The organism is Micromonospora lupini, assembly GCF_026342015.1.
Taxonomy (GTDB): Bacteria; Actinomycetota; Actinomycetes; order Mycobacteriales; family Micromonosporaceae; genus Micromonospora; species Micromonospora lupini_B.
On the sequence record NZ_JAPENL010000001.1, the window covers coordinates 404320 to 416876 of the forward strand.

General features: G+C 72.0%; 14 protein-coding genes. 10 read left to right on the forward strand and 4 right to left on the reverse strand.

Annotated features, from left to right (window positions below; translation table 11 throughout):
* Nucleotides 1–23 precede the first annotated feature (23 nt).
* Complete coding sequence (locus OOJ91_RS01795) at nt 24–443, reverse strand: hypothetical protein (RefSeq protein WP_266241670.1); 420 nt, start codon at nt 441–443, stop codon at nt 24–26.
* Nucleotides 444–631: 188 nt separating this feature from the next.
* Here OOJ91_RS01795 and OOJ91_RS01800 point away from each other — a divergent pair, with 188 nt between their 5' ends.
* From OOJ91_RS01800 to OOJ91_RS01820, 5 genes are all read left to right on the forward strand, one after another.
* Nucleotides 632–1717, forward strand: a complete 1086-nt coding sequence (locus OOJ91_RS01800) for an S-(hydroxymethyl)mycothiol dehydrogenase (RefSeq protein ID WP_266241671.1) — start codon at nt 632–634, stop codon at nt 1715–1717.
* Nucleotides 1717–2346 carry an MBL fold metallo-hydrolase gene (locus OOJ91_RS01805; protein WP_266241672.1) on the forward strand — a complete coding sequence of 210 codons (630 nt, stop codon included), beginning with the start codon at nt 1717–1719 and terminating at the stop codon, nt 2344–2346. The genes OOJ91_RS01800 and OOJ91_RS01805 overlap by 1 nt, the downstream gene beginning before the upstream one ends.
* Nucleotides 2347–2553: 207 nt before the next feature.
* The gene (locus OOJ91_RS01810) at nt 2554–3006 is read left to right on the forward strand and encodes a VOC family protein (RefSeq protein WP_266241673.1); all 453 of its coding nucleotides are present in this window, start codon (nt 2554–2556) and stop codon (nt 3004–3006) included.
* Nucleotides 2990–4102, forward strand: coding sequence for a DUF3626 domain-containing protein (locus OOJ91_RS01815; protein WP_266241674.1), 1113 nt, complete (start codon nt 2990–2992; stop codon nt 4100–4102). The genes OOJ91_RS01810 and OOJ91_RS01815 overlap by 17 nt, the downstream gene beginning before the upstream one ends.
* Before the next feature lie 206 nt (nt 4103–4308).
* A complete protein-coding gene (locus tag OOJ91_RS01820; protein ID WP_266241675.1) occupies nt 4309–5037 on the forward strand; it encodes a hypothetical protein in 729 nt (242 codons plus the stop codon).
* 75 nt (nt 5038–5112) lie between these two features.
* Here the strand turns inward: OOJ91_RS01820 and OOJ91_RS01825 are convergent, their stop codons facing one another.
* Entirely contained in the window at nt 5113–6537 is a 1425-nt protein-coding gene (locus OOJ91_RS01825; RefSeq protein ID WP_266241676.1) for a hypothetical protein, read from the reverse strand.
* A gap of 264 nt (nt 6538–6801) precedes the next feature.
* On the opposite strand from OOJ91_RS01825, the gene OOJ91_RS01830 reads away from it, so the two are divergent.
* The 3 genes from OOJ91_RS01830 to OOJ91_RS01840 all read left to right on the forward strand — a co-directional run bounded on the left by OOJ91_RS01830 (nt 6802) and on the right by OOJ91_RS01840 (nt 9351).
* Nucleotides 6802–7113 carry a MazG-like family protein gene (locus OOJ91_RS01830; RefSeq protein ID WP_266241678.1) on the forward strand — a complete coding sequence of 104 codons (312 nt, stop codon included), beginning with the start codon at nt 6802–6804 and terminating at the stop codon, nt 7111–7113.
* A gap of 437 nt (nt 7114–7550) precedes the next feature.
* Complete coding sequence (locus OOJ91_RS01835; RefSeq protein WP_266241680.1) at nt 7551–8111, forward strand: hypothetical protein; 561 nt, start codon at nt 7551–7553, stop codon at nt 8109–8111.
* 268 nt (nt 8112–8379) lie between these two features.
* Nucleotides 8380–9351 (forward strand): pirin family protein, encoded by a 972-nt coding sequence (locus OOJ91_RS01840; RefSeq protein WP_266241681.1) that lies wholly within the window; start codon nt 8380–8382, stop codon nt 9349–9351.
* Between the two features lie 351 nt (nt 9352–9702).
* On the opposite strand, the gene OOJ91_RS01845 is transcribed toward OOJ91_RS01840, so the two are convergent.
* The gene (locus OOJ91_RS01845; RefSeq protein ID WP_266241683.1) at nt 9703–10371 is read right to left on the reverse strand and encodes a DUF1345 domain-containing protein; all 669 of its coding nucleotides are present in this window, start codon (nt 10369–10371) and stop codon (nt 9703–9705) included.
* A gap of 33 nt (nt 10372–10404) precedes the next feature.
* Nucleotides 10405–10677: a DUF2795 domain-containing protein gene (locus tag OOJ91_RS01850; RefSeq protein WP_007459513.1), complete on the reverse strand. Its 273-nt coding sequence runs from the start codon at nt 10675–10677 to the stop codon at nt 10405–10407.
* A 157-nt stretch (nt 10678–10834) separates the two neighbouring features.
* On the opposite strand from OOJ91_RS01850, the gene OOJ91_RS01855 reads away from it, so the two are divergent.
* Together OOJ91_RS01855 and OOJ91_RS01860 are read left to right on the forward strand one after the other, a co-directional pair.
* Entirely contained in the window at nt 10835–11245 is a 411-nt protein-coding gene (locus OOJ91_RS01855) for a DUF2267 domain-containing protein (protein WP_266241686.1), read from the forward strand.
* A gap of 221 nt (nt 11246–11466) precedes the next feature.
* Nucleotides 11467–12489: a TerC/Alx family metal homeostasis membrane protein gene (locus OOJ91_RS01860; protein ID WP_266241688.1), complete on the forward strand. Its 1023-nt coding sequence runs from the start codon at nt 11467–11469 to the stop codon at nt 12487–12489.
* The last annotated feature ends 68 nt before the right edge of the window (nt 12490–12557 follow it).

The window sequence follows — 12557 nt, forward strand, 5'->3', positions numbered from 1 at the left end:
GCCGCCGACGCGATTCGCCCAGGTCAGCCGCGCCGACGGCCGTGGCAGAACCCCTCCAGCACCAGGGTGAGGCCGGCGCCGACCAGCCAGACGTCCTTGGCCAGCCCCGCGCCCTGCTGGGTCGGCCGGATGCTGCCCGGCTCGCGCATCCCCGGCGTCTTCAGGTACAGCTGCACGAGGCCCGCGCCGAACGCGGTCAGGCCCAGCCCCGCCAGGGGCGCCGGGACGAACGGCGCGAGCAGCGCCGCCCCCAGGGCGATCTCGGAGTACGACAGCAGCTTGGCGAACCGCGGCGGCTCCAACTGACCGAGCTGCGGCATGGCCGCCACCGCCATCCCGTGCATGGCCTGCGCGGCCTCGCCCTCCAGGTTCCGCTTGCCCAGACCCGAGTTGAGGAAGTACGCGCCGATGCTGACCCGCAGCGGCAGGTGCGCGAATTTCATGATCACTCCTGGTGGCCGTGGTCCGAATTGTGGCCCGCGTACCCCGCGTGACAGCCGATAACCGCACCGCCCGGCCGACTGGGCCGGCCGTGATGATCGCGGTAGGTTCGCCGGGGGCCCACCGCCGAGCCCGGTTCACCCGCCTGCCCGGCGTCCGGTCCCACCGCACACCACAAGCAGGAGGCGAAGTGAGCCAGGAAGTCCGGGGAGTCATCTCCCGCAGCAAGGGCGCACCGGTCGAGGTCACCACCATCGTGGTACCCGATCCCGGCCCCGGTGAGGCGATCGTCCGGATCCAGTCCTGCGGGGTCTGCCACACCGACCTGCACTACCGCGAGGGTGGCATCAACGACGACTACCCGTTCCTGCTCGGACACGAGGCGGCGGGCGTCGTCGAGCAGGTGGGGGAGGGCGTCACCGACGTGGCCCCGGGCGATTTCGTGGTGCTCAACTGGCGGGCCGTCTGTGGCGTCTGCCGGGCCTGCCGCCGGGGTCGGCCCTGGTACTGCTTCAACACCCACAACGCCGCGCAGCGGATGACCCTCACCGACGGGACGGAACTCGCCCCGGCGCTTGGCATCGGCGCGTTCGCCGAGAAGACGCTCGTGCACGCCGGCCAGTGCACGAAGGTGAACCCGGCCGCCCGTCCGGCCGCCGTGGGCCTGCTCGGCTGCGGCGTGATGGCCGGGCTGGGCGCGGCGATGAACACCGGCAACGTGACCCGCGGCGACTCGGTCGCGGTGATCGGCTGCGGCGGTGTCGGGGACGCGGCGGTCGTCGGCGCGGCCCTCGCCGGCGCCACCACGATCGTCGCGGTGGACACCGACAGCCGCAAGCTGGACTGGGCCCGGACGTTCGGCGCCACCCACACCGTGAACGCCTCCGAGACCGACCCGGTCGAGGCGATCCGTGCCGCCACCGGCGGGTTCGGCGCCGACGTGGTGATCGACGCGGTGGGCCGACCGGAGACCTGGAAGCAGGCGTTCTACGCCCGGGACCTGGCCGGCACGGTCGTGCTGGTAGGCGTGCCGACCCCGCAGATGCAGATCGAGCTGCCGCTGCTGGACGTCTTCGGTCGCGGCGGCGCCCTCAAGTCCAGTTGGTACGGCGACTGCCTGCCCAGCCGGGACTTCCCGATGCTCACCGAGCTGTACCTGCAGGGTCGTCTCGACCTGGACGCCTTCGTCACCGAGGAGATCGCCCTCGACCAGGTCGAGAACGCCTTCGACCGGATGCACCACGGCGACGTGCTCCGCTCGGTGGTGGTGTTCTGATGACCGCCCGGATCGACCACGCGGTCACCTCCGGCACGTTCTCCCTGGACGGGCAGACGTTCGAGGTCGACAACAACGTCTGGGTGATCGGCGACGACGACGAGTGCGTCATCCTCGACGCGCCCCACGACGTCGCCGCGATCCTCGCGCTTGTGGGCGACCGTCGGGTCCGCGCCATCCTGGCCACCCACGCCCACGACGACCACGTACGGGTGGCTCCCGAACTGGCCGAGGCGACCGGCGCTCCGGTGCTGCTGCACGCCGCCGACCGGGTGCTCTGGGACCTGGTCCACCCCCACCTGCCGCCGCACGGGGAGGTGCAGGACGGGCAGAGCATCGAGGTGGCCGGCACCGCGCTGCGGGTGCTGCACACCCCCGGGCACAGTCCCGGCGCGTGCAGCTTCCACGCCCCCGACCTTGAGGCGGTGTTCACCGGCGACACCCTGTTCCAGGGTGGGCCGGGCGCGACCGGGCGCTCGTACAGCGACTTCGACACCATCGTGCGATCGATCCGTACCCGGCTACTGACCCTGCCTCCGGAGACGGTCGTGCACACCGGGCACGGCGACGACACCACTATCGGCGGGGAGGCCCCGCACCTGCCGGAGTGGCTGGCACGCGGGCACTGACGGCGACAGGTCGGCCGGCCTGTCGCCGCGGTCGGCTGTGCGTTGCGGGCGGGGCTTGTCGTCGCGGTCGGGCTGCGTGTCGCGGCCTGCGTGGTGGCGCAGCGTTCGTCGACGGCGCCCAGCACCGGCTTGACGTCCAGCTACCTTTCGACCGTCGTCGCTTTCTTCCGGACGGTGCCACGCTGGTTCGTTGTTAGGATCCGGCGCATGGCCGCCGAGCACCCCGTACCCGTCGTCCGTCAGCTGCGCCTCGTGGTGGAGGCAGCGGACCACGAGGCTGCTGTGGCGTTCTACCGGGACGCCCTCGGCCTACCCGAGGAGGCGGCGTTCACCGGCGACGGGGACGCCCGGGTGGTGATCCTGGACGCCGGTCGGGCCACACTGGAGATCGCCAACCCGGCACAGAAGCGGATGATCGACGAGGTCGAGGTGGGCCGGCAGGTCGCGCCGCGCATCCGGGTGGCCTTCGAGGTGGACGACGCACGGGCGACCACGGCCCGACTCGTCGCCGCCGGGGCGAGCGAGATCGCGCCGCCGACGCGTACACCGTGGCAGTCGCTGAACTCCCGCCTGGACGCCCCGGCGGACCTCCAGATCACCGTCTTCGAGGAGCTTGCCGGGACCGCGGCGGTGGACCCCGGACATGACGGCGACGTCTGAGCGGGGTGGGCTCCGCGCCGCCGCTCTCACCTCGGCGCAGGTGGCTGCCCTCGCGTACGTGCGGGCGTCGGCCGTGGCCGAGCGTCGGACGGCGCTCGCCGCGATCGAACGGGAACTCGCCGCCGCCGACGTCGGCCACCTGCCGGAGCGGCTGCTCGCCGCGGCAGCCGACCGTGGGCGGCTCACAGTCAACTTCCACCCCGATCGCCTGTGCGCCGGCGGGCGGGCCGTCGCGTCCGCGCTCGCCGAGGACGGGGTGTACCGCAGTCAGTTCGTCACGGGGATCTCCAACGGCGGGCTCACCGCGTACCCAGGTGGCGACCGCGACCGGTGGGAGCACCGGATGTTCGGCGGCGCGTACCAGCGGCCCGGGGCGGCGCCGGCGGATCGACCCACGTACGGCGGACTGAACCTGCTCGACCACGCGGACGGCGCCTGTCCCCGCTTCGGCTCCTGTCACCTGCGGCTGCGCCCGGCGGTGCTGGCCCGGGCGACCTTCTGCCTCGGCGACAGCCACCTCGACCCCGCCGTGGTGGGAACTGCCGACGCCTTCGAGGCGGTGCTCGCCGGGCTGCTGGTGGGTGTCGCCGGCACGGGCGAGTGCCTGGGCCGGGCCGGGACTGACGTCGCCACCCTGACTCGGACGCTGCTGGAGACGCCGAGCGCGCAGGCCACGCTCGGGCGCGCGCTCGACGACTACGTGGAGGCCCAGATCCACGGCCCTCTCGACCTCGCACGCGACGTCGAGGAACTGGTGGTGGATCCGTCCTTCGCCGGCACCCCGACCGGGGCGACGCTGGAATCGATCGCCCGGCGGTACGGTTTTCCGCTGCGGTGGCACCCCGGTTTCGCGCTGGCCGTCGACCGTGTGGATGCGGAGTTTCGAGGCCCCGCGATCCCGGTGTTGGCCGCTCGACTGCACCGCGAATTCGCCCGACCGGGCGCCCCGGTGGACGCGGCGCTGATCGGTCGGGGCGCGGTGTCGGTGGTCACCGAACCGGGGCGGTGGGCGGACCGGGGCCCGATCGCGGACACCCTGCAGCACCTCAAGCAGCTCTGGCACGTTCTGGTGCGGTTCGGCGAGCCGTCTCACTGACAGTCCGCCTCGTCGCCGAAAGGCCGGTCTGTCCCGTTTCCCGAGGTGACCAGGACCGCCCCGCGCCGACAGCCTGGCATTTCCGGAATGACCGACACGTCAACCCGGTTGTGTCCCCCGTACCGCCGGAGCCCAAACCCCTTTCCGCGGTCATCTCCCGAGGAGCGTTCACCCCGGAGCGCTCCGCACGATCGAAAGGAACCATCGTGAAGGTCGACTTCACTCGATGGCTCCCCGCCATCGCTAAGGACTCGTACCGCAAGACCGCGCTGAGCGTGGTGGGTGTGGCTGCCCTCGGCGGTCTGGCGCTCGCGCCGACCGCGGCCGCCGCCCCGGTCACCTCCGGGCCGCACCAGGGCGCGGTGGCCGCCATCGACCTCGCCACCGGTAAAGCCACCACGGGTAAGGCCGTCACGGCGGCGCACCAGGAGGAGCAGCCCGTCGAGTCCGGGCTGACCACCGGTTCCGCCACCGGCAAGCCGCCGGCCGGCAAGCCGAGCCGCGACGAGTTGATCCCGCACGGCATCGAGGGCGCCCAGTCGCGCGTCCCGCTCGACGACGCGCAGCTCGACAACGCCCGCAAGATCGTGGACGCGGCCAAGAAGACAGGCGTCGGCGACCGTGGCGCGGTGATCGGCGTCGCCACCTCGTTGCAGGAGTCGAAGCTCTACAACCTCGGCCACCTCGGCGCGTACAACGACCACGACTCGCAGGGCCTGTTCCAGCAGCGTCCGTCGTCCGGTTGGGGCACGCCCGAGCAGATCACCGACCCGGAGTACGCCGCCACGGCGTTCTTCAGCGCACTGAAGAACGTGGGCGGCTGGCAGGACCTGCCGCTGACCGCCGCCGCGCAGACCGTGCAGGTCTCCGCCTTCCCGTACGCGTACGCGCAGTGGGAGGAGCAGGCGGCCGACGTCGTCCAGCAGCTCTGGTGACACCACACGCACACACACGCCGGCCGGCCCCCACCTCGGGAGCCGGCCGGCGTCGTCGTGGCCGCGGGCGCTGCCTCAGCAGGCCGCGTACAGGCGACGGGTGCCCACCCCGGAGGCGTACGCGGCCCGGTCGCTGAACCGGCAGCCGTACTCGGGCCGGGCCACCACCGCCGGGTCGGTCACCGTGTCGCCGGCCGGGCGCTTGCCGGCGCGTACCCAGGACACCAGATCGTCCCAGGCGGCGCCGGCCTCGGCCGGACTGAACTCGCAGTGCTGCGCGGCCCGGATGGCCCGCTGCACCACCAGCCGGCTGCGACCGTTGCGTGCCACATCTGTGGCGTACGCCTGCTCCATGCTGAACGGCACGAACATGTCGCCCAGGTCGTGCAGGCTGACCACGGGCGCGCTCGGACGACCGGCGATCTTCGGCACCTCGGTAAGCGTCGGCAGGAGCCGCTGCACGATGTTCTCCGGGGCCACCCGCCGCACTGTCGAGTTGACGTCGACGGGGCTGTTCGGGGTGTAGCGGGTCAGCAGGTTCGTGGAGATCTGGCTGGGCCGCTGGGCGGGGGAGTCGCCGCCGTCGGTCACCGCGATGGAGAAGAGGAAGTCCTTCCAGACCGCGAATGCCGCTTCCGCGCCGGGCCGTGGCCCGCCCGACCGGTTCACGGTGATGGCCCGCAACTGCTTGCCCCGGTCGGTCGTGGTGTCCGGCCCGGTCGGCGTGAGCCCGGCCAGCCCGAGCGCCACCTGGATGCGGGGCACCGCGTTGCTCAGGTAGTCGGCAGGCGTCGGGTAGGCCGGCACTCCGGCGAGGGCCTGCGCTACCAGGTTGTAGTCGAGGTAGAAGTCCAGCAGCGTCTGGTCACCGAGTACGCCGCACATGGGGAGCGCCCCGTCGTAGTAGCCGGGGTACTGCTCCAGCGAGCGGCCGATGACGTACCCGCCCATCGACACCCCGGCCAGGTAGGTGCGGTGGGGTCTGCGTACGGTCCGTCCGAAGTGGTCGGCGAGGTCCTTCGTGCTCAGCACGCCGGAGCGGATGTCGAAGCCGTTGCGGTCGTACGACGACGACGCCCACGCGTACCCCTGGGCCAGCAGCCGCTGACGCAGCTCGAACGCCGGCGGCTCCGGCGAGAGCACGGTGCCCTGGCCGCGGTAGCCGTGCGCCCACACCACCAGGTCACCGTTCCACCGGGCGGGAACCTCGATGATGTACGCGGCGTGCCGGTGCGCGCCCTGGCGTACCGTCGTCGGTCTGCCGCCCACCACCAGCGGCGCCAGCGGCGGATTCTCGAAGGTGTAGCCGGGCAGCGGCTGGTCGCCGGAGGGGTCGTGGCCGGCGGTGCTGGCTGCGGCGGTGGATCCGGTGGCAGTGGATCCGGTGGCGGTGGATGTGGCGGCGGTGCTTGGCGCGGCGCCGAGCAGCCCGACGCTGAGGGTCAGTGTCGCGGTGGTGGCGACCAGGCGGCGCAGGGTACGAATGGGCACGGACAGCATCGATGCTCCCCATCGGACGGATGTCGCCTGCGGGGCGACCAGGCGGGACGGTTGCCTACCGGCCGGTAGCGTCCTGAACCTAGGACTGCCGTCGACCGGAGTCAATGGCTGAGCTGACCGGCCGGTCAGAGCTGACTGTCCGGCCGATCAGACCGGCCCGAGGTGTCCGTGGTCGGCCTGGCCGATGCCCGTCAGCGCGGTGCCCGCCTCGACCGTGCGGGCCGGGTGCGTGGTCGGTCGGGGTCGTCGGGTTGACTGGTCGCCGTGGACGAATCGATCTGGGCGGCGGCCCGGGCTGCGCGGAGCTGGCTGGACGCGGCGAACGGCACCGGGCAGACGGAACTGACCTGCCGCATCCTCAAGCTCACCGAGGAGGCGGGGGAGGCATCGGCCGCCTGGATCGGGCTGCTCGGGCAGAATCCGCGCAAGGGTGTCACCCACACCCGCGAGGACGTGGCAGCCGAGTTGGCCGACGTGGTGTTCAGCGCGCTCGTGGCCATCGAGAGTCTCGGACTCGACGCGCAGACCGTTGTGGGGGCCTGCGCCGGAAAGGTCCGCTCTCGCCTGGAGGGGTGACACCGCTCCGCCCCACTCGCCTTCACTGAAATCGGGGTGTCAGCCCGTCCCGGATACCCCGGTTTCGGCGAACCCGAGTCGATCATCCCGTCGGCGTGCCGTACGGCCTGCGCCGGATGGGCGCGATGTCCGTTTCTCGGCGGTCGTTGGGTGTGACCGGGTGCATCCGTGGGCCGGAATCGTGGCGGGCCGGGGGTCGTTACACACCCTGACGATCGCAGGACCACGGCCCGCCGGCGCGATGGGCGGCCCCGGGAATCACCCCGGCCCGACGGTCGTTACATCCGGTCCCGGCGCCACGAGCCCCCGCTCGCAGGCCGCCGACCCTGAGACTTCCCCCCTCTGAATCTGCAGCGCCGGACGAGGTGCTCACACCCCCGCCGTGCCGACCCCCATCGGTCGCGTGGGTGTTCCTACCCCCGAAGGAGCTACCCCTGATGAACACGATCTTCCGTAAGAGCATGCTGTCGGTTGCTGGTCTCGCGTTCGCCGGTGGTGTCTTCGCCGGCCCGATCGCCGCCCACGCCAACCCCGTCGACGCCAAGCCGGTAGCGGTCGCCGTGCAGACCAGCGCGCCGAAGCCGCAGGGCGACCAGTCGCACATCGACCTCAACGGTGAGCAGACGGCCAACGCCAAGGCGATCATCGCCGCCACGAAGAAGGCCGGCCTGCCCGAACGCGCCGCGGTCATCTCCATCGCGACGAGCCTGCAGGAGTCGAAGCTGGACAACCTGGGCCACCTCGGCGACGCCAACGACCACGACTCGCTGGGCCTGTTCCAGCAGCGCCCCTCCAGTGGTTGGGGCACCCCGGAGCAGATCACCAACCCCGAGTACTCCACGACCGCGTTCCTCAAGGGCCTGCGTCAGGTCGACGGCTGGCAGGACATGCCCCTGACCGACGCCGCGCAGACCGTCCAGGTCTCCGCCTACCCCGACGCCTACGCCCAGTGGGAGCAGCAGGCCACCGACCTCGTCACCCAGCACTGGAACAGCTGACCCACCGCACGACCCGACCGACTGGCCGGCACCCCGAACCCGGGATGCCGGCCAGCGGGCATTGTCGGTCCGCCCGAGGTGGAACTTGGACGCTCGACCGACCGTCTCTTCCTTGACCTGGTGGCGGGCGCCGGCAGCCGTCACGGTGACCGAGTCCCGGTGAGCGCCCCACGGATGCCGACCGGGCTGCCCGTGACGTGCTGCGCTGGCGGTCACCCGTGCCGGGAAGCGCCGCAGCCCGGGGTGGGCGCGAGCGTACAGTCGGGCGGTGGAGCGTACCGAATCGATGCTGGCACAGACCCGACCGCCAGGCGTGGCCGACGTCGATCCCGGCAGCGTGCTGCTGCCGGGCCACGACGTGCCGCTGGGGCGGTACACGACGGTCCGGCGGTTGTTGCCGCAGCGGCCTCGGCGGATGGTCGGCGCGTGGTGCTTCGTGGACCATTTTGGCCCCGACGACGTGGCGCAGCGGCCGGGCATGGAGGTCCCGCCGCACCCGCACACGGGCCTGCAGACGGTGACCTGGCTGCTCGACGGCGAGATCATTCACCGCGACAGCCTCGGCAACGTCCAGGCGATCCGGCCCGGCCAGTTGAACGTGATGACCTCCGGGCACGGCATCGCCCACTCGGAGCGGTCGCCGGCCACGCACCCGCCGGTCATGCACGGCGTGCAGCTCTGGGTGGCGTTGCCGGACCCGGCGCGGGCCGGCGCCGCGGACTTCGCCCACCACGCCGACCTGCCACGCTGGCGGGACGGCGACGTCGACGCGACGCTGCTGGTCGGCGAGTTCGCCGGCCAGCGGTCCCCGGCGGTGGTGCACACCCCGCTGGTGGGCGTGCAACTCGAGCTGGGTGGGTCGGCGCCGACGACGCTGCCGTTGCGGCCCGATTTCGAGTACGCGCTGCTGGCCATGTCCGGCTCCGCCGAGGCCGCCGGGGTGAGTTTCGAGCCGGGCGCGTTGCTGTACCTGGGTTCTGGTCGACGCGAGGTGACCGTGCGCGGCGGGGCGGGGGCCCGGCTGTTGTTGCTGGGCGGTACGCCGTTCGAGGAGCCGCTGGTCATGTGGTGGAACTTCGTGGGCCGCTCGCACGAGGAGGTCGCCGCCGCCCGGGAGGACTGGATGGCCGGCCGGCGCTTCGGAGTGGTGGCCGACGATGCGGCGTCGCCGCTGCCGGCGCCCGCCCTGCCCACCACCCGGCTCAAGGCCCGCGACCGCACCGGCAGCCTGCACGGCTGACCGGACCGAGAGGGCCCCGGGCCAACAGCGCGCCGGGCCGAGAGCTGGTGGGGGCCCTTGGCCGGGTGGATCTGGAGCGCCGGTACGCGGAGCTGACAGGCCACTCCTGACGTGCCCTGGCCCACACTTCGGCAAAAACTGACCGTACGGGGGATGGTCTGTCGTATGGTTGTACCCGGCAGTGCTGGCCGCTCGGTTCGAGTGGCCATCCACCGCCTGGTGACCGCGACCGGTTCGGGCGCGGTTCACCGCCTGGGCAGGTTTGCGTGGCGCCCCCGGTCGCGGTTCGTGGCCACGGGGCGCCCGCCTGTCCCGGCGAACAGCCGCCCGTGACGCAGCCGGGCTGAGCGCTCAGTGGGCCAGCCCCGCCAGCAGGTTCACCGTGACGGCGATGATGAACGCGCCGAACAGGTACGACACCATCGAGTGCCGCAGCACCGTGCGACGCATCTCGTTGCTGGTCAGGTTGGTGTCGGAGACCTGGAACGTCGCCCCGATGGTGAACGCCACGTAGGCGAAGTCCGTGTACCGGGGCGGTTCGGGCTGGTTGAAGTTCACCCCGCCGTCGGGGCCGGTGTAGTAGATCCGGGCGTAGCGGGCGGCGAACACGGTGTGCACCACCAGCCAGGACAGCAGCACGCTGAAGACGCCCAGCCCGCCGTACAGGTCCCGGTGCAGGCCGGGTGGCGCCGAGTGGGCGCTGGCCACCACGAGGCCGACGGCCAGCAGGCTGGCGAGGCAGGCGATCAGCAGCACCACGTCCCGGGTGGCCCGGTTCGGGTCCTCGTGCACGGCGAGTCGGGCGGTGCGGGCGGCGTCCATCGGCCAGAGTTTGCGCCACACCAGCACCAGCCAGCTCAGCGCGGCGGCGTCCCAGCCGGCCAGTGGCGCGAGCGACGGCGTCAGTGTCAGGGCGAAGACGCAGCCGGCGATGACGCCTGCCACCGCCACGACGACGAGTTGCGTCGCCGCCGGGGTGTGCCCGTCCGGGGGGCGGGACAGCGGACCCGTGCTGGTCATCGGCGGCTCACTGCGGGGTCCGCCACCGCCTGGTCAGATGCCGCGCAGATGCTGCGACACCCGGTTGTGCTTCTTGTCCCGGGCCTGCGCGGCCCGTTGCGCGGGGCCCACCTCGGGGGCGGCCTCGATGCCTGCGGACCGGGCCACCTCGTTGCCGTTGGCGTAGTCGACGGGCGGCAGGGCGCGCAGCGCCTTGAGCACGTCCGGAGGGGCGCCCTCCCGTTCGGCCTCGCGGACCACGTCGTCCTTCTCGGCCGGGTAGTCCAGGCTCGACAGGTACTGCAGGACGTCCGCGTAGCTCGCCATGTCTGGGGCTCCCTCGGGGCATCGATGTGGTCACGACCGGCGGCGGTTACCCACCCGCCGCCCGCTCACGCCGACCCGAGCGAGGAAATCGGCGTCGTTTCCCGCGCACGGCCGCGGGTACCCGCAGGCGCCGTCGACAAGCCCGAGGGAGTACGCGATGAACTACGACACCTTCGTCGATCAGGTTTCCCAGCGCACCCGGACGTCGTCCGAGCAGGCGGTCGAGCTGACCCGGGCGGTGTTGGAGACGTTCGCCGAGCGGCTGACCGGTGGCGAGGTGCTGGACCTGGCCGCGCAGCTTCCGCAGCCGCTGCAACTGGTGCTCAAGCCGAGCCCGAGCACCGAGCAGGCGGACCGGTTCGGGGCGGCCGAGTTCGTGGCGCGCGTCGCGCTGCGTGCCCGGGTGCAGGAGCCGGCCGCGCGCGACGCCGTACGGGCGGTGTTCACCACCCTGCGGGAGGCGATCACGGGCGGGGAGTTCGACGACGTGGCGACCCAGTTGCCGCGCGACTATCGGGATCTCGTGGAGCAGGCGATGGCGCCGGGCGCGACGTTGCGCCGATCCTGAGCGGTGACACCTCCGGCCGGGCGCACACAGCGGTTGGCCAGGGCAACCATCGACGTCCGGCTTGGCGTGTCGAACGGACCTGGCCTAACCTTGTGGTGCGAGGGGAGTACTTCCCACGAACCATTCCGGTCAGTACGGCACGCCCGGCGTGCCTCGGGTGGTTGCCCATCTTCGATGGGTGAAGGAGACCTCGAACATGACACGGTGTTCGAGGAGACCCCATGACCGAATCGTCATACCTGGCTGCGGCGAGTGACCTGTCGTCGGTGGGTACGCCCACGCTCTGGGCGCTGACCATCGCCGGCGTGATTCTCCTGCTGGTGCTGGACTTCCTGGTGACGCGCAAGCCGCACGAGGTGTCCATGCGGGAGGCGATCGGCTGGTCGGCGTTCTACGTCGCGCTGCCGCTGGCGTTCGGCGGTTGGGTCTGGTCCCGCTACGGCTCCGAGCAGGGCGTGCAGTACCTGACCGGTTACCTCGTGGAGAAGTCCCTCTCGGTCGACAACCTCTTCGTCTTCATGCTGCTGCTTGCCGCGTTCGCGGTGCCGGCCGTGCTCGCCCAGCGGGTGCTGCTCTACGGCATCGCCGGCGCGCTGGTGCTGCGGGCGGTCTTCATCGCCCTGGGCGCGGCGGCGTTGCAGACCCTCGACTTCGCGTTCCTGCTCTTCGCGATCATCCTCATCGCCACCGCGGTGAAGCTGCTGCGCGACGCCCTCGCCGGGCACCAGCAGGAGGTCGACATCAACAAGATGCGCTCGGTGAAGCTGCTGCGCAAGATCATGCCGGTGGTCGACGAGTACCACGGCGCGCGGATGACCGTGCGGCAGGGCGCGAAGCGGGCACTCACCCCGTTCGCCCTGGTGGTGGTGGCGGTGCTGGCCACCGACATCGTCTTCGCCGTCGACTCGGTGCCGGCCGTCTACGGCATCACCGAGGACCCGTACCTCGTCTTCGCCACCAACGCGTTCGCCCTGCTCGGCCTGCGGGCGCTCTACTTCGTCCTGCACGCGGCGCTGAGCCGGCTGGTGCACCTCAGCTACGGCCTGGCGATCATCCTGGCGTTCATCGGCCTCAAACTGGGTCTGCACTGGGCCCACGGCATCTGGGCGAGCGTGCCGCAGATCCCCACCCTGGCCTCACTCGGCGTGATCATCGGCGTGCTGGTCGTGGTGACCCTGACCAGCCTGCGCGCCACCCGGGGGGACACACCCGAGCAGCGCGAGGTCGTCACGGAGCGGCACTGACCGCGCCGCGCCGGGCCGACGAGGGGGTACGCGGGAAACCTCCCGCCCGGCCGGCGCGGGTGGTACGA

What these genes read in the sequence shown, in the direction of transcription:
- OOJ91_RS01795 (WP_266241670.1), bottom strand. Translation starts at nt 443, where the DNA reads ATGAAATTCGCGCACCTGCCGCTGCGGGTCAGCATCGGCGCGTACTTC.
- OOJ91_RS01805 (WP_266241672.1), top strand. Translation starts at nt 1,717, where the DNA reads ATGACCGCCCGGATCGACCACGCGGTCACCTCCGGCACGTTCTCCCTG.
- OOJ91_RS01810 (WP_266241673.1), top strand. Translation starts at nt 2,554, where the DNA reads ATGGCCGCCGAGCACCCCGTACCCGTCGTCCGTCAGCTGCGCCTCGTG.
- OOJ91_RS01815 (WP_266241674.1), top strand. Translation starts at nt 2,990, where the DNA reads ATGACGGCGACGTCTGAGCGGGGTGGGCTCCGCGCCGCCGCTCTCACC.
- OOJ91_RS01825 (WP_266241676.1), bottom strand. Translation starts at nt 6,537, where the DNA reads ATGCTGTCCGTGCCCATTCGTACCCTGCGCCGCCTGGTCGCCACCACC.
- OOJ91_RS01835 (WP_266241680.1), top strand. Translation starts at nt 7,551, where the DNA reads ATGAACACGATCTTCCGTAAGAGCATGCTGTCGGTTGCTGGTCTCGCG.
- OOJ91_RS01845 (WP_266241683.1), bottom strand. Translation starts at nt 10,371, where the DNA reads ATGACCAGCACGGGTCCGCTGTCCCGCCCCCCGGACGGGCACACCCCG.
- OOJ91_RS01850 (WP_007459513.1), bottom strand. Translation starts at nt 10,677, where the DNA reads ATGGCGAGCTACGCGGACGTCCTGCAGTACCTGTCGAGCCTGGACTAC.
- OOJ91_RS01855 (WP_266241686.1), top strand. Translation starts at nt 10,835, where the DNA reads ATGAACTACGACACCTTCGTCGATCAGGTTTCCCAGCGCACCCGGACG.
- OOJ91_RS01860 (WP_266241688.1), top strand. Translation starts at nt 11,467, where the DNA reads ATGACCGAATCGTCATACCTGGCTGCGGCGAGTGACCTGTCGTCGGTG.